We start from the raw sequence: 19862 nt of genomic DNA, 5'->3' as shown, positions 1-19862 counted from the left end.
CTTCTCCTAACTCATTCGCGCTCTCCCGAAGGACCCGTGAGCATGCTCGTCACCCTCATACGGCGTTACTCCAGACCGTATTTGCCGTACATCCTGGCTGTCATTGCATTCCAGCTGGCATCCACCATTGCGGCGCTCTACCTGCCCAGCCTCAACGCCCAGATCATTGACGAGGGTGTCTCCCGCGGCGACACCGACTTCATCTGGCGCACCGGCGCCGTCATGCTCCTCGTGGCCTTCCTCCAGGTGGGCGCCGCCATCGCCGGCGTCTACTTCGGGTCGAAGACTGCCATGGCGATGGGCCGCGACCTTCGCCGCGGGGTTTTCCGCAAGGTAACAAGCTTCTCGGCCAAGGATGTGAACGCGTTTGGCGCGCCCACCCTGATCACCCGCGGCACCAACGACGTCCAGCAGGTCCAGATGCTGGTGCTGATGGGCCTGAACTTCATGGTGTCCACGCCCATCATGTGCATCGGCGGCATCATCATGGCCCTGCGCGAGGACATCAACCTGTCCTGGCTGGTCTGGGTCTCGGTCCCCATCCTTATTGTGGTGGTCGGCTACATCGTGGTGCGCCTCATGCCACTGTTCCGCTCCATGCAGACGAAGATCGACCGCATCAACGAGGTCCTGCGCGAACAGATCATCGGCATCCGCGTGGTCCGTGCCTTCGTCCGGGAACCGTATGAGGCGGAGCGCTTCGGCCAGGCCAACAAGGAACTGACGGACGTGTCACTCAAGATCGGTGCACTGTTCGTCCTGATGTTCCCTGCCATCGGCATGATCCTGCACCTGTCCACCGCGGCCGTGCTCTGGTTCGGCGGCCAGCGGGTGGACGCCGGCGACATGCAGGTCGGCTCCCTGACAGCGTTCCTGCAGTACCTGCTCCAGATCCTCATGGCGGTCATGATGGGCACCTTCATGGCCATGATGATTCCGCGCGCGTCCGTCTGCGCAGACCGCATCGGCGAAGTGCTCGACGTCGAACCGTCAATCCACGACCCCCGGCAGCCGGTCACGCCCCGGGATCTGGAGGGTGTGGTGGAGTACCGCAACGTCACCTTCGCTTACCCCGGGGCCGAGGCCCCGGTCCTGAGCAACATCAGCTTCACCGCCCGGCCCGGGGAGACGGTGGCCATCATCGGCTCCACCGGTGCCGGCAAGACCTCCCTGCTGTCACTGCTGCCGCGCCTCTACGATGTGGCCGACGGCGAGGTGCTCCTCGACGGCGTCCCCGTCAGTCAGCTGGACCGGGCGGAAATCACCAAGCGCGTGGCCCTCGTTCCGCAGCGGCCCTACCTGTTCTCCGGAACCGTCGAACACAACCTCCGCTTCGGTAAGCCGGAGGCGACCGACGACGAGCTCTGGGATGCGCTGCATGTGGCCCAGGGAGACGGTTTCGTGAGGGAAAAGAAGAGCGGGCTTGCGGCCCGCATCGCCCAGGGCGGCACCAACGTGTCCGGCGGCCAGCGCCAGCGCCTCTGCATCGCGCGCGCCCTGGTCACCAAGCCCAAGGTGTACCTCTTCGACGACTCGTTCTCCGCACTGGACGTGGCCACCGACGCCCGGCTGCGTGCCGCCCTCAAGCGCACCACCACCGACGCCACGGTCATCATCGTCGCGCAGCGCATCTCCACCATCACCGAGGCGGACCAGATCCTGGTGCTGGACAACGGCAGGATCGTGGACCGGGGGACGCACGAGGAACTCCTCGAAACGTCGCCCACCTACCAGGAAATTGTTGAGTCCCAGCTGAGCGTGGAGGACGTGGCATGAGCGCCGACAAGAAGGGCACAAGCCAGGACGCCAGCACCAGCAAGGACGCTGCGAAGCTCCAGAGCCAGGCTGCCGCGGAAGCTCCGATCCTCGAAGACGATGACTTCGTCGAGGAGGAGTACAAGCCGGGCGAGGCCGACGGCGGCATGTTCGGCGCGATGCCGGCCAAGAAGGCCCAGCATTTCTGGCCGTCCGCCAAGCGCCTCATGGGCCTGCTGAAGCCGGAGGCCGCCGGCATCTACGTCGTGGTGGGCATGGTGATCATTTCCGTGATCCTCAATGTCATTGCGCCCAAGGTGCTGGGCCAGGCCATGGACGTGATCTTTGGCGGTGTGGTGGGCAAACAGCTGCCCGCCGGCGTCAGCAAGGACCAGTTCGTCGAGGGGCTGCGGGCGCAGGGCCAGGACAACTTCGCGGACATGGTCTCCCGGATGGAGCTCGTGCCCGGTACCGGCATCGACTTCCAGAAGCTGACGGTCCTGATTTCAGCCGTGCTGCTCATGTACTTCGTGGCCAACATCTTCCTGTGGCTCCAGGGCTACGTCCTCAACAGGATCGTCATGAAGGTGATCCGGCAGCTCCGCGACGACACGGAAAAGAAGCTCAACCGGCTGCCGCTGAACTACTTCGACACCCGCCAGCGCGGCGACGTGCTCTCCCGGGTAACCAACGACGTCGACAACGTGCAGCAGGCGCTGCAGCAGGCGTTCGCCCAGCTCATCAGCTCGGTGCTGACGGTGGTCGGCATCGTCATCATGATGTTCATCGTCTCCTGGCAGCTGGCCCTGATCGCCCTGATTGCACTGCCGTTGTCCGGCGCGGCGGCCGGCGTGATCGGCGCGCGCAGCCAGAAGCTGTTCGCGGCGCAGTGGAAGAACACCGGTGAGCTGAACGGCCAGATTGAGGAGTCCTTCTCCGGGCATGACCTGGTGCGCGTCTTTGGCCGCGACGCCGACATGCTGGAACGCTTCGAGGAGCGCAACGAGGCCCTGTACAAGGCCAGCTTCGGCGCGCAGTTCGTGTCCGGCATCATCTTCCCCGTGATGCAGTTCGTCTCCTACCTCAGCTACGTCGGCATCGCCGTCGTGGGCGGCCTGCGGGTTGCCTCGGGCAGCATGAGCCTGGGCGACGCCACGGCCTTCATCCAGTACTCGCGCGAGTTCACCCAGCCGCTGGGGCAGATGGCGGGCATGGCCAACATGCTGCAATCCGGTGTGGCCTCCGCCGAGCGAGTGTTCGAGTTCCTGGACGCGGATGAGCAGGACGCCGAGACCGCCACGCGGCACCTGCCGGCCAAGACCGACGGCCACGTGGAGTTCCAGGACGTCACGTTCAGCTACACGCCGGACAAGCCGCTGATCGAGAACCTGTCCTTCACGGCGGAGCCGGGGCACACCGTGGCCATCGTCGGACCCACCGGCGCGGGCAAGACTACGCTGGTGAACCTGGTCATGCGCTTCTACGAGCTCAACTCCGGTTCCATCACGCTCGACGGCGTGGACGTCACCCAGCTGAGCCGGGCCGAGCTGCGCTCCAAGGTGGGCATGGTGCTGCAGGACGCCTGGCTGTTCGGCGGGTCTATCTACGACAACATCCGGTACGGCAAGCTGGACGCCACCGAGGACCAGGTCATGGCAGCGGCCAAGGCCACCTTCGTGGACCGCTTTGTCCGGGCGCTGCCCGACGGTTACGACACCGTCATCGACGAAGAGGGCAACAACGTCAGCGCCGGTGAAAAGCAGCTCATCACCATCGCCCGCGCCTTCGTGGCCAACCCGTCGCTGCTCATCCTGGACGAGGCCACCAGCTCGGTGGACACCCGCACCGAACTCCTGGTGCAGAAGGCCATGGCAGCCCTGCGCACGGACCGGACCAGCTTCGTCATCGCGCACCGCCTGTCAACGATCCGCGACGCCGACACCATCCTGGTCATGGAGAACGGCAAGATCGTGGAACAGGGCAACCACCAGACCCTGCTCGCCGCCGAGGGCGCCTACTTCCGGCTGTACATGTCGCAGTTTGCCGGCGCGGATGCCGAGGAGACGCCCGTGGACGATTCGACGGCGGTGCACAGCTGATGGCCGCGAACCCCGGAGGCGGCCACCGGGACCCCCGGCGCATTGAGGTGCTTGTGCCCATGCGCTGGGGGGACATGGACGCCTACGGGCACATCAACAACGTGCAGATCGTCCGCATGCTGGAGGAGGCGCGCATCGCCGCCTTCGGCCCGCCCGCCGGCGCCGGGCTGCCCGGGATAGACCCTCACGTGTCGCTGTTCAACGAGGTTCCCAAGGGGACCATGGCACTCGTGGTGGACCACCGGATCCGGTACGTGAAGACCCTCGAGTACCGGAACGTTCCGGCGACGGTCCAGGTATGGGTCGGGGCCGTCAAGGGCGCGAGTTTCGACATTCACTACCTTGTGCAGGACCCGGTAACTGGCGACGATTGTGTGAAGGCCTCAAGCCACCTGGCCTTTGTCGATGAAGCCACCGGAAGGGTACTGCGGCTGACTCCCGAGCAGAAGCAGCTGCTGGAGCCCTTCATTGAACGCAAGGAGCATTGACCGTGAAAACGAAGCGCGCCGGAACGTGGAATGTGGGAGCGAAAAAAGCGGGAGGGAAGAAAAAGTCCTGGAAGGAACTTCCGCCTGTTGCGCGCATCGGCACCATCGGGATTGGAGCCGCACAGCTCGCCTTCCTGGCCGCTGCCCAGCGGGACCTTTCACGCCGTCCCGCCGAGCAAATCCGCGGCTCCAAGATGTTCTGGCGGCTGGCCACCCTGGTCAATTTCATCGGCCCGGGCTGCTATTTCGCCTTCGGCCGGAAGCGACTGCCACCTGTTACCGGCAAGTAGCCTTCAGGTCGGCCATGGTGCTTGCGTTCAGGTTAACCCTGTAAATTTGAACGCATGACCCCCGCCCCAAAGCCTGCAATGCACCGCGCCCTCGGAGTCTCCAAGGAGATCGAGGACGCCGCGTGGTTCGTGCTCGGCGCCGGGCTGCAGGGCAGGCCGTCGGCGCTGGACGGCCGGACGCAGACGTGGACAGCCGAGGCCTCAGCGGAACTGCTGGAACGGCTTGAGCGGGGAGTCGCGGACGCCAAGGCACCCATGATGACCAACCTGCGGCACAACCTGGCGGACGCGTCGCCTTCGGCGAAGCAGCTGGCCGTGGAGCTCCTCTTCCTGCAGTCCCTGCCGCTGGCGCACGAGGTCAAATCGCTCAAGGTCAAGCGTGCCCGCGTCGCGGAGGCGGCGTCCTGGCTCGAGCCGCCGCTGGAGCTCCCGGAGGAGCTGTACCAGGGCATGACCGACCACGGCGTTATCCGCGACCGGACTGCCGAGTTCAACTGGACCATCTGGGACCACCTGAAATGGCTCTGCCGGTTCGTGCGGCACGTCGACGGGCAATCCACCGCCGTCATCAATAAGGCACTGAAGGATCCGCTGGCTTTCCACCTGCTGGCGGCCGGCACTCCCGAAGACCAGCCGGCCATCCGGCGCAGTATCGAATACCTCGCCTGGCCCAGCTACTTCGAGCCGGTGGTGGCCGACATCGAACGCCAGGAGATCAGGGACGCCTTCGCCTCCCTCGTCGGCGGGGCCAAGGGGGACAGCGAGGAAGAAATCACCGCCGACATCCGCCGCATCCGCCTGCACCTGGATGAGCAGGCCGGCCAGCGCATCGACTGGTACGCCAGACAGCTGGTGAGCCAATGGCGGAAGGTCGGGGATCCGGGCCGCCGCGCCTGGCTGCTGCGCACCCACCACGACAATGCCGAGCTCCTGGCTGCCTGGCAGGCAGAGGAGAAGGTGACGCTCGACGTCGAACACCTCCGCCTGCTCGACGCCGGCGTTACCGCCGGGCTGGTCCAGCACGCTGTGGACGAGGACTACAAGCATCTCGGCTACGTGGAGCGGGAGGACACGAAAACCGCCGTCTTCGCTTTCCTGACCGTGATGAAGCCGGGCGACTTCGCGCTGTACCAGAACGCCGGAGCCGTCCGGATCGGCGTCGTGCTTGGGGAGCCGGACCACAACGGGGACAACCGGCGGATGCGCCGCAAGGTGCGCTGGTTCGACGAAGCCCACGCCGTGACCGACCTGCCGCGGCACATCCAGCGCCAGCTGGCCACCCCGGGCATCGTCGTCGACGTCACCCGGGTGGTGCAGGCCCTGCAGGCGCTGCTGCCCGCCGAGGCGGAAACCGAGCCCGACGCCGATGACTCACCCGCCACCGTCGCCCTCCCCGTGCTGGGCGGCTTCCGTCCGGTGACGCAGGAGTTCGCGGACTCCCTCCACATGGAGGCCGAGCCGCTGCAGGAGATCGCCGATCTGCTGGAGGAGAACCGGCAGCTGGTGCTGTACGGCCCGCCGGGAACCGGCAAGACCTACCTCGCCAAGCACCTCGCCGCCGAACTGGCGCAGGACAGCACCGACGAGCGGGTGAAGCTCGTCCAGTTCCACCCGTCCTACGCCTACGAGGACTTCTTCGAGGGGTACAGGCCGGACAAGACCGACGAAGGCCAGGTTTCCTTCAAGCTCGTGGCCGGGCCGCTGCGCCGGCTCGCGGAGGAGGCGGCCAAGCCCGGCAACGAGTCGAAGCCGTACTTCCTGATCATCGACGAGATGAACCGCGCCAACCTGGCCAAGGTGTTCGGCGAGCTGTACTTCCTGCTGGAATACCGCGATGACCGGATCTACCTGCAGTACAGCCCCAACGAGCCCTTCACGCTCCCGGACAACCTGTATATCATCGGCACCATGAACACCGCGGACCGCTCCATCGCGATGATGGACGCCGCGATCCGCCGCCGCTTCGCCTTCATCGAGCTGCACCCGCAGACCGAGCCGGTGAAGGGGTCGCTGCTGAGGTTCCTGGAGGCCCGGCAGCTGGACACAACGCCGGCGCTGCTGCTGGACGCGCTCAACCAGGCCATCGACGAGTGGGACCGGGACCTCATGATCGGGCCGTCCTACTTCATGAAGAAGGCCGCCCAGACCCCAGCCGGCCTGCGCCGGATCTGGAAGTACGAGCTCATGCCGTTGCTGGAAGAGCACTACCACGGGCAGCTGAACCGGGCCCAGCTGGAAGAGCGCTTCGGGCTGGACCAGCTGCTGGGACGCCTTGCGGCTCGCTAGCCCCGCCGGTTTCGGTGTGATGGCCGACTCTGCGACGGCTGCCGGCGCCGCGCGGCCCGGATCTCGCGGCGGCGCCGGCCGCGGCTCCACCCAGGCACTGCGGCACATCGTCCTGGACGAACTCTCCGGCGGCACCGTGGAGAAGCTCGACGCCGAAAGCGCCGCGTTCCTGAACTCCAGCGGCCTGGCCAAGGCAACGCCGATGGGCATGGGATTGTTCCGGATCGAGCCCGTCGGCATGGTGGGGTCCGTGCGAACGCCGCGGGTGCAGCTCGACGTGCGGCCGAAGGACCGGCTCGGGCTGAGCCGGCTGCTCTTTCTGCTGAGCTACGCCGGGGACCAGGGCTTCCGCGACGACACCGTGGCGGCTGACGAGGATGCCGAGCTGTGGAGTGCCCTGGCGGCGTCGCTGGTGCAGCTCGCCGAGCGTGCGCTGCAGCGTGGCGTCCTGCAGGGTTATGTCACGGTCGACGAGTCGCTCCGCACGGTCAAGGGCCGCATCCGCATCTCGGACCAGATATCCCGCCGGCCCGGGATGCTGGTGCCGCTGGAAGTGTCCTACGACGAGTTCACCGAGGACATCCCGGAGAACCGCATCCTGCGTGCCGCGCTCGAGCGCATGTCCCGCGTGCCCGGTGTCCGCCCGGAGGTGCTGGGCCGCCTGCGGCAGCTGAAGGGAAAGCTCGACGGCGTCACCCGCCTCCACGCCGGCGCTCCGCTTCCGCCGTGGCGGGCCAGCCGGATGAACCTCCGCTACCACGCGGCGCTGAAGCTTTCCGAGGTGATCCTGCGCAACGCTTCCGCGGAGGCGGGGGAGGGCAAGCACCAGACGGCGTCCTTCGTCGTCGACATGGGCAAGCTCTTCGAGGATTTCGTCGGCGCGGCGCTGCGCCGGGCCATGGCGGCCTTTCCCGGCGAGATGAGGCTGCAGTACAACGCGCTGCTGAATGAGGCGGTCCGGGACTCGGACCGCCTGACAGTGCGCCCGGATGCCGTGCACCTGCTGGGCGGCCGGCCGGTGGTGGTGTACGACGCCCAGTACCGCGCGGGCACCGACCAAGGCGCCTCCCTGTCGGCGGACCATTTCCAGATGCTGGCCTACTGCACGGCCTTGCGCGTGCCCACCGCCTGGCTGGTCTACGCGGGGGCTGGCGAAGTCAAGCTAAGGCGGATCCTCAACACCGATATCGACATCGTCGAGTTTCCGCTGGATCTTTCCCGGCCGCCGTCGGAGATCCTGGCAGCGGTCGCCGACCTTGCCGAGCAGTCCTGGGGAGAAGTGGTGCGCCAGGCGAGCCTCGGCCGCTAGTCGCACCTGTATGAAAATCGCCCAAGACAGACAGGTCTGTCTTGCAATTTGGGCTAGACTGTTCCTAATGGCAGAGGTACCCAGCTCCGAGCCGTGGAGCGCCGGGAGCGAACCTTCCGGAGGGCTTCAAACTGGACCGCAGCCTACCGCCGCGCCGGGTGGCCCGCTCACATCGGGAGGCCGGACGTATGGCGAGGAGATTGCGGCGACCGGTGCTGCCAGGATGCACGAACGAATCGTCAGCGCGGCCTACGACCTCTTTGCCCGACGGGGGGTCCGGGACGTCGGAATCAATGAACTCATCAGCAGCTCCGGCGTCGCAAAGGCCACCTTCTACCGCCACTTCGCTTCCAAAGACGAGCTCGTACTTGCGTTCCTCGAGAAACGCGACCAGGTGTGGACCCTCAACGCCATCGTGGGGGAGGCCCGGCGCAGGGCGGACACCCCCGAACAACAGCTGCTTGCCATTTTCGATGTCTTCTCCGACTGGTTCCACCGCACCGACTTTGAAGCCTGTTCCTTCATCAACGTGCTGCTGGAGATGGGCGCCTCGCATCCGCTGGGACGCGCCAGCATCGACTACCTCGCCAAGATCCGCGGTCACGTGAAGCAGCTCGCGGACGAGGCCGGGCTGCAGCGGACCGATGACTTTTCCCGGTCCTGGCACATCCTCATGAAGGGCTCGATCATCTCCGCGGCGGAGGGCGACCTTGACGCGGCCCGGCGCGCCCGCCGGCTGGCCGGCTGGCTCATCGAGGACCACCGGGCGTAGACGGCAGCTCAGTTCTGCACCGGCACCGCAAACGTAAACGTGGTGCCTTTCCCCACTTCGCTGCGCAGCGAAACGCGGCCTCCGTGGGCTTCCACGATGGCCTTGCTGATGGAAAGCCCGAGTCCGACGCCGGGAATCGCCGAATTGCGGACGGCTGCGGACCGGAAGAACTTGGCGAAGACCTCCTCTTGGTCCTGCTGGCTCATCCCCATGCCTGTATCGCTCACGCTGCACATCATGTGGCCGTCCTCAGTGCGCAGCGACACCACCACGTCGCCGCCGTCGGGAGAGTACTTGATGGCGTTCGACACGAGGTTGTCCAGCACCTGCGAGATGCGGGCGGCATCGATGTGGGCCTCCAGCCTCTCCGGGGCGTCGGCGCGGAGGTGGATGCTGGATTCCGCGGCGCGGGGCAGGGCGGCGGTGACGCTGGTGCGCACCAGCTCGGCCACGTTCACAGCTTCCGGGGTGACGAGCAGTTGGCCGTTGCGGCTAGAGAGCAGGTCCGAGACCAGCGTGAGCAGCCGCTCCGAGTTCCGCCGGATGATTTCCAGGGGGCCGCGCTGGGAGTCGGTGAGGTCGTCGTCGTCGTCCAACAGAAGCTCGACGTAGCCAAGAATCGAAGTGAGCGGCGTCCGGAATTCGTGGGAGACGTTGGAGACGAAATCGTCCTTGGCAGCCAGGGCGTTCACCAGCTCGGTGACGTCGCTGAACACGATGACGGAGCCCGCGAAGTTCCCGTCCTGGTCCTCCATGGGCCTCGCACTGGTGGAGATCGCACGCTGTTCGGCGCCCGCTCCGAGCCACACCAGGTAGTCGGTGAACTCCTCGCCGAGAATCGCACGACGGACGGGCCGCTGGTCGACGGGGACCAGGGTAGTCCTGTCGGCGGAGAACACCAGCAGTTGGGACTCGTTGGGATCGTCGATGCTAGGCGGCGAAGCCAACTGGTGATGCTGGCGCTGCTTGCGGTTCATCAGAATGTCATTGCCCTGCGCATCGACGGCGAGGACACCCAGATGCACCGTGTCCAGGACCGTATTCAATAGCCGTTCCTGGCGTTTGCTGCCGGCCAGCACACCCCGGAGCTGGGAGTCCTTTTCCTCCAGGTCACGCTGTTGCTCCTCCAGGTCCCGCTGCTGCCGGACCATGCTGAGCGTCATGACGGACACGGTTACGCCGATGCCCAGCATCATCACGGGCAGCAGGAAGGAGCGTGCCAGATCCTGGCCGGAGACGGCCCCACGCAGAAACAGTGGCACCCAGATGATTGCCAACGGGCCGAAGAAGGATATTGCCACAGCGGCTTTGGGGAACAGTCCGGAGGCGCATAACCAGATCACCGGAAAAACCGCCATGAGGCTGATTCCCGTCAGGCTGTCCTGGCCGCCTTCCCTGCCCAGGCAGATCGACACCAGGTCCAGGATGGGTACTGCCAGAAACGCGGGGTACGGCAGCCGGTGCCAGGGCACGGCGTAGCAAAGGATCAGTATGACTGCCTGTGACAGCAGAAAACTGATGAAAAGGGGATTGAGCAGTGTTTCAGGGAAGAACGCCAGAATAAGAAAAGCTGTGATTCCTGCCGTCACGGTGAGCGGCGTTTGGCTCAGCATCACCCTGCCCCGCAGGGAATACTCGTGGAATGGCTTGCGGAAGAGCAGGATCCGGCCGGATGGATCTTTCCAGGCGATACTGCTCATGGGCGCGGGTCCATCCGGACGGGGCGTGAGAAACGCATAGGAGCAGGATATCCGCCGGGAGCTATACTGCAGACGGGATGTAGCGGGCTGAGGGGGCTGCGATGGGTGATACACGCGTGGGACTGGTCATCGAGGATGACCATGATATTCGCGAATTGGTACGGGTCGTTCTGACGCAGGCCGGTTTTGAGGTGCGCGCCGCAAGCAGCGGAGCCGAGGGCGTACTTGCCGCCAAGGAACTGGACCCGGCGGTCATCACGCTCGACCTCGGACTGCCGGACATCGACGGCTTTGAAGTCGCACGGCAGATCCGCCAGTTCTCCGACGCCTACATCGTCATGCTTACAGCCCGTGCCGAAGAGCTGGACACCCTGATCGGCCTTGAGTCGGGCGCGGATGACTACCTCACCAAGCCGTTCCGTCCGCGCGAGCTGCGTGCCCGTGTGGCCGCCATGATGCGGCGTCCGCGTTCGACGCCGGATCTCGCCGAAGAGGCCGGCTCACCTTCCGCCGCCACGAACGAGGGTCGGAAGTACACCCACAACGGCCTGGACCTGAGCTACGATTCCCGGACCGTTGCCGTCGACGGCCAGGAGCTGAGCCTGACCCGCACCGAGTTCGACCTGCTGCACGCCCTGCTCGAGGCGGGCCGCATGGTCCGTACCAAAGCGGATCTGGTGCGACGACTGCGGGACGAACCGTACGACGTCGGAAGTTACATCAGTGAGGCGGACGAGCGGTCCGTTGAGGTACACATGGGCAACCTGCGGAAGAAGCTCGGCGACTCGGCACAGAATCCGCGCTGGCTGCAGACTGTCCGCGGCGTGGGCTACCGGCTGGCCCCGGCCGAGAGCTGAGCCCCACTTAATTTTGGTCAGCCCGTCGCGAGGAACAGCTCCAGCTGTTTCTCGACGGCGGACATGTCCCTGAGTTCGCACTCCCAGACGGTGAGAACCTCCCAGCCGTCGTTTTCGAGCTGATGGCGCTGGCTGGCGTCGCGGTCCCGCGTGCGGGTACGTTTCGTTTCCCAAAATTCGGCGTTTGCCTTGGGGGCGTGCTGGCCCACCTTGCAGTCATGGAAGTGCCAGAAGCAGCCGTTGACGAAGATGACCTTGCGGCGGCCGGCGAAGACGAGATCCGGATTGCCGGGCAGCTTGATGCCGCGCGAGGCGCCGTGGAGGCGGTAACGGTAGCCCTTGGCGTGCAGGAGGCTGCGCACCATCAGTTCAGGCTTGGTGTTCTTGCCCCGGATCCGGGACATGTTCAAGCTGCGCTGCTCAGGGGTCAGCCGGTCCGCCATGTTTCCAGTCTAGGCTGGCCGCGCTGCAGGAAATTGGGTTAGAAATCGCGCTCCGGCTGCTCGCCAAACTGGAAGTGCCGGCCGCTCACGGAGCCGGGATCGATCTCGACGTAGAAGTCCTTCAACGTGGGTACCCAGGATGCGAGCCCCAACTCTTCAGCCTCGGCAATCTCCGCTGACTTGCTCAGGACACGGGCGGTGCCGCGGATCACCACGGACCACGCCTGGTCTGACATGATGCCGTCGGTCTCGAACAGGACCCTGCCATTGATGGTCACCTGCGCGAGTTTGTTGCCCGGCGCGGTGCGGAAGTACAGCTTCCTCCGGCTGGTCACGTAGTTGACGGGGAAGATATCCGGCTCGCCCGCCACGGTGACCACCAGGCGGCCGTGCTGGGTGCCCTCCAGAAGCTGCCAGCACTGCTCTTCGTCGAGGACCAGGATGGGATCGCCGTCGGTGTGGTCGAACATCATGCGCTCCATTCTTCTACACCTTGTAGAAAAAGGATAGGGGTACGGACGGATTTTCGCAGTCACCGCGCTAGCGCTACGGGGTAAGGCTGGATTGAGGGGCGCTTGGGACTCTTTACATCGCTGTAATACAGCCGGAACCGGGCTGTCGCACGGTGTGACTAGCGTCGGCAGGGACAAATTGGTGACGAAAGCGGATGCCTCATGACTAATGACCTGAAGGACAGCGAACTGACGGACAGCCCGGGCGGCGGTGGCGCCGTCGGACGTCCCGCCGTCGGGCTTAAGACCAAGCGGCCACGAGTGGGTGGCAACGCAGCGGCCACCAACACGGACGCCATGAGCGCCACGAAGGAAAGCCTGGAGGATTACACCCTCAGGTTCGCACCGCGCTCTTACCGCAAGTGGAGCGCGGGCGTGGTGGCGACGAGCGCGCTGGGAGGCATTGCCTACCTGGCTGATTTCTCGATTGGGGCCAATATCGGGATCGCCTACGGCACGGCGAACGCAATCCTCGGAATTGTTGTGGCCGCCGTGATTATTTTCGCCACGGGTTTTCCACTTGCCTATTATGCGGCCCGCTACAACATTGATCTTGACCTGATTACGCGCGGTTCCGGGTTCGGCTACTACGGCTCAGTGGTGACGAACGTGATTTTCGCAACTTTCACGTTTATCTTCTTTGCGCTCGAGGGGTCGATCATGGCGCAGGGCCTCGAACTGGGGCTGGGAATTCCGCAATGGTTGGGTTACGCCGCGTCCACGATCATCATCATTCCGCTCGTCATTTACGGGATGAACACCTTGGCCAAACTCCAGGTCTGGACCACGCCCCTGTGGCTGCTCCTCATGGTGGTTCCGGTCGGCTACCTGCTGGTGTCCCACCCCGGCAGCATCGATGACTTCTTCGCGTACACCGGGAATTCGGGTGCTGCGGGCACCAACCTGGCCTCGGTCATGCTGGCCGCCGGCGTCTGCCTGTCGTTGATGGCGCAGATCGCGGAACAGATCGACTACCTGCGGTTCATGCCGCCCAAGACCGCCGAAAACAAGGGCGCGTGGTGGCGTGCCGTCGTCCTTGCCGGCCCGGGTTGGGTTCTGTTCGGCGCCGTCAAGCAAATCGTGGGCATGTTCATCGCCGTCTACCTGATCGCCAAGCTGGATCCGGCAGCCTCGGCCACGGCGAATGAGCCAGTGCACCAGTTCCTCGGCGTCTACGAGGAGATGATGCCGGCCTGGCTGGCGATGAGCCTCGCCGTGGTGCTGGTGGTCATTTCCCAGATCAAGATAAACGTCACCAACGCCTACTCCGGCTCGCTGGCATGGACTAACAGCTTCACCCGCGTGACCAAGACCTACCCCGGGCGCATGGTGTTCGTGGCGGTGAACCTGCTGATTGCGTTGGTCCTGATGGAAGCGAACATGTTCGACTTCCTCAACACAATTCTGGGCTTCTACGCCAACTGCGCCATGGCCTGGGTGGTGACGGTGGCCTCGGACATCGCCATCAACAAGTATCTGCTGAAGATCTCACCCAAGACGCCCGAATTCCGGCGCGGCATGCTGCATGCGGTGAACCCGGTGGGATTTGTGTCCATGCTGGTTTCCGCCGGGGTGTCCATCGCAGTGTTCTTCGGTGCCTTTGGCTCCGGTATCCAGCCGTACTCACCGATCTTCGCGGTGGGGCTGGCGCTCGTCCTGCCGCCGGTTCTGGCCGTCCTGACCAAGGGCAGGTACTACCTGCGCCGCGCGGACGATGGCATTGACCTGCCGATGTTCGACGCCGACGGGAACCCCAGCGACGCCAAGCTGCTCTGCCATGTGACCGGGATTGAGTTCGAGCGCCCGGACATGATGCGCTCTGCCCAAGACGGGCCCGACGGTGAACCCCAGTATGTTTCGTCGCTCGCCTTGTCGACGGATAAGACGGGGGAGCTGGTTCTGCCGGCGCAGCGCGGGGGCGCAGCGGTGTAGTGCTGTGTAGGGCGTGAGTGGCGCCATGATCAGGAATGAAGCGGGTCCGGTGAGGTTCTTGCCGGGCCCGCTTTGTGTTGTGCCGCGGGGTGCGCCTGGTTGCCGACGAGGCTGTGGATAACTTTGAGCTGGAGGGTGTGATCTCGGTTACCCTTTAACCATTGTTCGGACACAGATGTCTTGAAACCTATCCGGGGGGATTAGCGCATGACTTCTCGTACCTGCATTTCTGAACGCCTCCGTCTGCCTCTAATCTCCGCCGTCGCCGTGTCCGTCATTGCGCTTAGCGGCTGCAGCGGCGGCGGGGACCCGCAGGCTGGTCCTACCGCTACGGCCGTGGTGTCGCCAGCCCAGTCCGCTTCTGCCACACCTAGTGCCACTGCCACGCCCAAGCCGACGCCCGTGTACAAGCCTGCCGACGCCAAGGGGAGAGCGCAGAACGTCCCCGTGCCGGTCAAGCCAGCCTTGGCGGACAAGAATACGAAAGAGGGGCTGGAGGCTTTTACGAAGTATTGGTTCTCTCTGCTCAATTATGGATATGAAACCGGCGACCTCACGTCGTGGTCCGCGCTGACGGGGAACTCCTGCGCCTTCTGTTCCAATTTGAAAACTAGCGTCTCTGTTGGGTACAGGGATGGACGTTGGCAGGTTGGTGGTCGGCTCAAGACGCCTTCTGTGCAATCGAAGTTCAAGGCCAATTCCACGAGCCAGCAGGTTGTGGTGCAGGTCATTCAAGAGGTAACGCAGTACTACAAAGCCGATAAGACTGTGGGACGTAGCCCCGAGCCAGGAACAAATACGGCGGTAGTCGTAATTGCTGTCCATACGAAGGGTAAATGGAGCGTCCCCGACATGCACCTTGTTCGGTAGAGACCCGCTATGAAAAGTAGAACGCTGTGTTCTGTGCTTCTCGCCTTAGCGTTCGCTGGCTGGCTTCCACAAATAAGCGCGGCGTCCGACAATGACGACGATTACGGCGGCACGTCTGGTTTTGAAAACTCAGGGATCACCGCGATCATCTGGGTCCGAGATGAAGCGACCGGGGAAATGCTGCCCGCCCCGCCGGGCCACGTCAGTGAAGACCCGAACCAATACAACGCTTTTCCGCAGTGCCAGGTGGATGACGGCAATCTAGCTATTGATTGCCTGGCCAACCAGCGTGTGTGTCCCCCGCGAGCCGATGGTAAACCCGGCGTTCCCGTGGTTTGGAAGGTCGCGCCTAGGTCGGTTGAGAATCCTACTTGGACGGACTGGCAAGGAAATGGCGGGGGCCCCACATGCCTCTACGACAGGAGTCCCGAAGACCTTCTACCCCGAATCGCGGCTCGCATTCAAAGAGAATTCGATAGGCTGCCCGTCATCCCGGGAACATTGACCGCGCAGCCCAGCCCGCATACTCTCCGTGGCGCCGACACCAACTTCTACGCTAAAGCCGCAGAACAGCCATTCGACATCACCATCCTTGCCCAGAAAATTCACATCACCGCCAAGCCTGTCCAGTACCGCTGGGACTACGGCGACGGGTCATCGCTCGGCCCCACAACCACCACCGGCGGCCCGCTCCCGCAGGACCGCTGGGGTGAGAAGACCCGGACCAGCCACGCCTACGCGGCGACCGGCGACTTCAGCGTCGTCCTCACCACCTACTTCCAGGGAACCTATTCCGTGAACGGAGGGCCGGATCTTCCCATCCCCAATCAGGGCCAGTTCAGCTCACCAGCCCAGACGGTGAGCGTTTGGCGCTCGGTAACGCGCAATTACGCGGACGACTGTCTGACCAATCCACGGGGAGAAGGCTGCCCGGGTTCGGCTGGCTGAAAGGCCGGAGACTTGAATCGATTTCGCGATCCTCCTCAAAGCGGACATTCTGGCGACCCGTACGACGCGAGCGAGATCGTCAGCGCCAGAATTCCAGGAGCTGTTCGGCAAGGGCTCGGCCCTGGTCGTAACCAGCCCGAGCAGCCGGTGGACGCAGCGACAAAGCCATCGCATTGGCGCCAAACATGTGCTCAGATTTGCTGTCCGGGAAAATCGTCTCGACTTTACTGCCGCGTGCGCGTAGCTCGTCGACCTGTGTCCCGAGATGCATGCCCCAGTCCACCGGCGTCCGCGATCTGCCTCCGAACGGCGAGAGTACCAACACCCGCCCGTACCCGGCTGCTAGGTCGGCATTATCCGCGTTGGTTCGGTAGCCGCCGTCGATGTATCTGCTGTCGCCGATCCTGTAGGCGAAGCCACTGGCACAGCTTGCGGCGATGGCGTCCACCAAGTCGACCCCGCTGTGGCGGTCGAACACGGCGGGTTCACCGGTTTGGGCATTGACGGCAGTGATGAGCATCCGCCGTTGCGGCCAAAGCTGGCTGGGAAGCCGGGCGGCGACGATAGCCCGCCACCGTGTTTGTCCGGCGCGGTCCGGCGCCGCGTCCATAGCGAGTGCCGCCGCGCCCATTCTGCGGCGCATGTCGGCCGCATCCTCGGCGGCGGCGATGATCGCGCTCGTTCTCTCCATGTGGTCGGTCACCGGCCTGATCGAAACGCGTCCACCGTCGGATCCCATCGGAGCGGTCTGTTGCTGGGGTGCCGCAGCAAGGATCGCGGCCAACAGCTCGATGGGGGGAGCGCCAGTTATCTGGGCTGCGGCCGTCGATCCGGCCGACGTCCCGATGACCAAATCAGCGTCGGTCACGTCCAGCCCGGCCTCGAACAGGCCGGCGATGACACCAATCAACCACGCGTTGCCCGTCGATCCGCCGCCACCAAGGACCAAAGCTCGCGCGCCCGCGGCCCGCAGCCGGATTGTTGCGGCGACTTGCCGCTGATCCTGGTCGGACTTCGGACTGTCCGAGCCCGTCATCGAGGCAGAGCGCGGAGTTGAAGAAGGTGTTGTGTTCATGGGAGTCGCCTTTCGCGAATTGCCTGTGAAGGCGCTCCCGGTGGCGACTAGCTCAGTCGCGCGATCGTGGACTGCAGGGGAGCGCCCATTGCGGATACTGCGTTCATGGGTCTCACCTCCTGTCGATAGATCACGATCACGGGAATAGTCGCACACCAGTGTCGTGGTGCGCAATGGGCACAAGCCAGGTGCAGTAGCGCCGACGAACGCGCCGCCCGCCATCCGGGATGGTGAACTCCGCCACACCCGGAATAGTTGCACGCGCTAGGCAGTTACAGCTGGTGAACCTAATGCATTCTGAAAGGAACTCCGCATGCTGTTTTCCCCGCTGACTCTCGGCGAGCTCGAACTTCCCAACCGCCTCGTCATGGCACCGCTGACCCGTGTCCGTACAGGCCAGGAGGGCGTCCCCGGCCCGCTCGTGGTGGAGCACTACCGCCAGCGTGCGTCGCTCGGCCTGATCGTCAGCGAGGGGATCTTCCCCAGCCCGGCTGGCCGCTCCTACCCGGGACAGCCCGGGCTGGTGACCCCCGAACAGATCGCCGGCTGGAAGAAGGTCACCGACGCAGTCCACGCCGAGGGTGGCCGGATTTTCGCCCAGATCATGCACGGCGGACGCGTCTCGCACGAGGACATCAATGGCGGCCACCCCGTCGTGGCCCCCAGCGCGATCGCCGTCGAAGGTGAGACGCGAACCTACAAGGGCAAGCAGCCGCACCCGGTGCCGCACGAGCTCTCCACCGACGAGCTGCCCATCGTCCGCGAGGAAATCGTCACCGCGTCGCGCAACGCGATCGAGGCAGGGTTCGACGGCGTTGAGCTGCACTCCGCCAACGGTTACCTTCTCCACGAGTTCCTGGCGCCGAACACCAACATCCGCACCGACAGCTACGGCGGCTCGCCCGAAAACCGCGCCCGCTTCGTCATTGAGACGGTGAACGCCGTCGTGGAGGCGCTGGGTGCCAACCGCGTCGGCATCCGCATCTCGCCCGAACACAAGGTCCAGGGCATCGAAGAGACCGATGCCGCCGACGTCCGCGCAACCTACGATGTGCTGGTCAACTCCATCGCCCCGCTGGACCTGGCCTACCTGAGCATCCTGCACGCCGACCCGACCGGCGACCTGGTCCAGGACCTGAGGTCCCGCTTTAACGGGACGTTCCTGGTCAACACCGGCTTCGGCGTCATCACCACCCGCGAGGAGGCACTGTCTCTGGTCGCCGACGGCCACGCGGACGCCGTCGTGGTGGGCCGGCCCGCCATCGCCAACCCGGACCTCGCCCGCCGCTGGCGCGAGGGCCTGCCGCTGAACGAGCCGGACCCGTCCACGTTCTACGGCGAAGGCCGCAAGGGCTACACCGACTACCCGGTGTACCAGCCGGCCTAGCCCCGGCACTGCTCCGTCAGAGCCCTCGTTAGTAAGCACTGGAACCGCCCGGTCGTCGGGCGGTTCCAGTGGTTTAACCAAGCCCGAAGGGTCATCCGCGGGACTAGCTTGCGTTCTTCCTGGAGGCGTCCCTATAGGATCTGAACATGCAAAAAGCGTCCAACGGAACCCGCGCCGGGAACCTGCCCGAGGATCAGACCGGGCGCAAGGGAAGCAGGACCGTCAGTCGCCAGGTCCTGGCCGACCATGTGTACGAGGAGCTGCTGGCCTCCCTCATGGACGGCAGGCTGGAACCCGGCGCCGCCGTCAGTATCGATGGAACTGCCCGCGACCTGGACGTTTCCCCGACCCCCGTCCGCGAGGCGCTGGCTCGCCTGGAACACACCGGCATGGTCCGCCGGGTGGCGCTTAAGGGTTACCGAGTGGCCCCGGTGTTCACCCGCGAGGACTTCGCGGATCTTATGGAAGCCCGCCTCGCGATCGAGCCGGTCAATGCCCGCCTGGCCTGCGCGCGCCTGAACCCGCACCGTCTCGCCGAGCTTGAGCAAACACTCACCGAGCTGAAGTCCGCGCCGCGCGGCCCGTCCTTTGCAGAGTACAAGGACTACCTCGAGGCCGATGAGCGCTTCCATCAGCTGATCGCCCAGCAGACGGACAACCAGTTCCTCGTCGGCGCGTACGCCGCGCTCGGCGGACAGGTCCAGCGCTTCCGGCTTTTCGGGGGAGTGGGTATCACCGACGCCGAGAATGCGATCGCCGAGCACCAGTCGGTCCTGGATGCATTGTCCAGCGGCGATCCTGAGCAGGCTGAAGCCGCCATGGCCGCCCACATTCAAAAGGTCCGCGAACGCGCCATGGCGGACGCCCCGGAGGAGTAGCCCGGACACGCGAAGCGAAAGGCCAGCGGGCCCCAGAGTAGGCCGCAGCAGAGGGTGTTCCCGGCATTCGGAACGCCCTCTGCTGCTACTTGGTTGGGGGAGGCGTAGCGTGGAAGATGCACCGACCGGGCGCCCCTAGCGTGACCCCCTTCACACGCAGGGCGCGTCCCTATAGGATCTTCGATGGCTGAGCGTTGCACATTCCCACCCACAATTGTGACCTTGACAACTCTGAGGCGATAGTAGATCCTATAGGAAACA

Annotated in this window: 17 protein-coding genes; 13 read left to right on the top strand and 4 right to left on the bottom strand. The window is 64.8% G+C overall.

What is annotated here, in order from left to right; genetic code table 11:
- The first annotated feature begins 42 nt into the window (after positions 1–42).
- From DBZ45_RS05535 to DBZ45_RS05505, 7 genes are all read left to right on the top strand, one after another.
- On the top strand, positions 43–1776 hold the full coding sequence (locus DBZ45_RS05535; RefSeq protein WP_111902918.1) for an ABC transporter ATP-binding protein: 1734 nt from the start codon (positions 43–45) through the stop codon (positions 1774–1776).
- Entirely contained in the window at positions 1773–3854 is a 2082-nt protein-coding gene (locus DBZ45_RS05530) for an ABC transporter ATP-binding protein (RefSeq protein WP_111902917.1), read from the top strand. Before DBZ45_RS05535 ends, DBZ45_RS05530 begins: the two co-directional genes overlap by 4 nt.
- A gap of 59 nt (positions 3855–3913) precedes the next feature.
- Complete coding sequence (locus tag DBZ45_RS05525; protein WP_111903014.1) at positions 3914–4342, top strand: acyl-CoA thioesterase; 429 nt, start codon at positions 3914–3916, stop codon at positions 4340–4342.
- Between the two features lie 2 nt (positions 4343–4344).
- Complete coding sequence (locus tag DBZ45_RS05520) at positions 4345–4632, top strand: hypothetical protein (protein ID WP_111902916.1); 288 nt, start codon at positions 4345–4347, stop codon at positions 4630–4632.
- A 54-nt stretch (positions 4633–4686) separates the two neighbouring features.
- Positions 4687–6918, top strand: coding sequence for an McrB family protein (locus DBZ45_RS05515; protein WP_111902915.1), 2232 nt, complete (start codon positions 4687–4689; stop codon positions 6916–6918).
- A 112-nt stretch (positions 6919–7030) separates the two neighbouring features.
- The gene (locus tag DBZ45_RS05510) at positions 7031–8227 is read left to right on the top strand and encodes a 5-methylcytosine restriction system specificity protein McrC (protein WP_111903013.1); all 1197 of its coding nucleotides are present in this window, start codon (positions 7031–7033) and stop codon (positions 8225–8227) included.
- Between the two features lie 223 nt (positions 8228–8450).
- The gene (locus DBZ45_RS05505) at positions 8451–8999 is read left to right on the top strand and encodes a TetR/AcrR family transcriptional regulator (protein ID WP_111902914.1); all 549 of its coding nucleotides are present in this window, start codon (positions 8451–8453) and stop codon (positions 8997–8999) included.
- Positions 9000–9007: 8 nt separating this feature from the next.
- On the opposite strand, the gene DBZ45_RS05500 is transcribed toward DBZ45_RS05505, so the two are convergent.
- The gene (locus DBZ45_RS05500; protein ID WP_111902913.1) at positions 9008–10699 is read right to left on the bottom strand and encodes a sensor histidine kinase; all 1692 of its coding nucleotides are present in this window, start codon (positions 10697–10699) and stop codon (positions 9008–9010) included.
- Between the two features lie 101 nt (positions 10700–10800).
- On the opposite strand from DBZ45_RS05500, the gene DBZ45_RS05495 reads away from it, so the two are divergent.
- Complete coding sequence (locus DBZ45_RS05495) at positions 10801–11556, top strand: response regulator transcription factor (protein ID WP_190243026.1); 756 nt, start codon at positions 10801–10803, stop codon at positions 11554–11556.
- A 17-nt stretch (positions 11557–11573) separates the two neighbouring features.
- Here the strand turns inward: DBZ45_RS05495 and DBZ45_RS05490 are convergent, their stop codons facing one another.
- On the bottom strand, positions 11574–11999 hold the full coding sequence (locus DBZ45_RS05490; RefSeq protein WP_111902912.1) for a very short patch repair endonuclease: 426 nt from the start codon (positions 11997–11999) through the stop codon (positions 11574–11576).
- 38 nt (positions 12000–12037) lie between these two features.
- The gene (locus DBZ45_RS05485) at positions 12038–12472 is read right to left on the bottom strand and encodes a pyridoxamine 5'-phosphate oxidase family protein (protein ID WP_111902911.1); all 435 of its coding nucleotides are present in this window, start codon (positions 12470–12472) and stop codon (positions 12038–12040) included.
- Between the two features lie 201 nt (positions 12473–12673).
- Between DBZ45_RS05485 and DBZ45_RS05480 the strand changes: the two genes are divergently transcribed.
- The 3 genes from DBZ45_RS05480 (at position 12674) to DBZ45_RS23165 (ending at position 16261) form a co-directional block, all read left to right on the top strand.
- Entirely contained in the window at positions 12674–14443 is a 1770-nt protein-coding gene (locus tag DBZ45_RS05480; protein WP_111902910.1) for a purine-cytosine permease family protein, read from the top strand.
- 402 nt (positions 14444–14845) lie between these two features.
- Positions 14846–15313: a DUF6318 family protein gene (locus DBZ45_RS05475; protein ID WP_111902909.1), complete on the top strand. Its 468-nt coding sequence runs from the start codon at positions 14846–14848 to the stop codon at positions 15311–15313.
- 9 nt (positions 15314–15322) lie between these two features.
- Positions 15323–16261: a PKD domain-containing protein gene (locus DBZ45_RS23165; RefSeq protein WP_223256944.1), complete on the top strand. Its 939-nt coding sequence runs from the start codon at positions 15323–15325 to the stop codon at positions 16259–16261.
- Positions 16262–16340: 79 nt separating this feature from the next.
- Here DBZ45_RS23165 and DBZ45_RS05465 read toward each other — a convergent pair whose 3' ends face one another.
- Positions 16341–17336, bottom strand: a complete 996-nt coding sequence (locus tag DBZ45_RS05465; protein ID WP_190243025.1) for a patatin-like phospholipase family protein — start codon at positions 17334–17336, stop codon at positions 16341–16343.
- Between the two features lie 313 nt (positions 17337–17649).
- Between DBZ45_RS05465 and DBZ45_RS05460 the strand changes: the two genes are divergently transcribed.
- Together DBZ45_RS05460 and DBZ45_RS05455 are read left to right on the top strand one after the other, a co-directional pair.
- Positions 17650–18723 carry an alkene reductase gene (locus DBZ45_RS05460; protein ID WP_111902908.1) on the top strand — a complete coding sequence of 358 codons (1074 nt, stop codon included), beginning with the start codon at positions 17650–17652 and terminating at the stop codon, positions 18721–18723.
- A 146-nt stretch (positions 18724–18869) separates the two neighbouring features.
- Entirely contained in the window at positions 18870–19601 is a 732-nt protein-coding gene (locus tag DBZ45_RS05455) for a GntR family transcriptional regulator (protein ID WP_223256943.1), read from the top strand.
- The last annotated feature ends 261 nt before the right edge of the window (positions 19602–19862 follow it).

It is taken from the genome of Arthrobacter globiformis (genome assembly GCF_003261175.1).
GTDB classification, from domain to species: domain Bacteria; phylum Actinomycetota; class Actinomycetes; order Actinomycetales; family Micrococcaceae; genus Arthrobacter; species Arthrobacter globiformis_A.
Note: the sequence above shows the minus strand (reverse complement) of the source record. Positions and strands in the feature narration are given on the sequence as shown.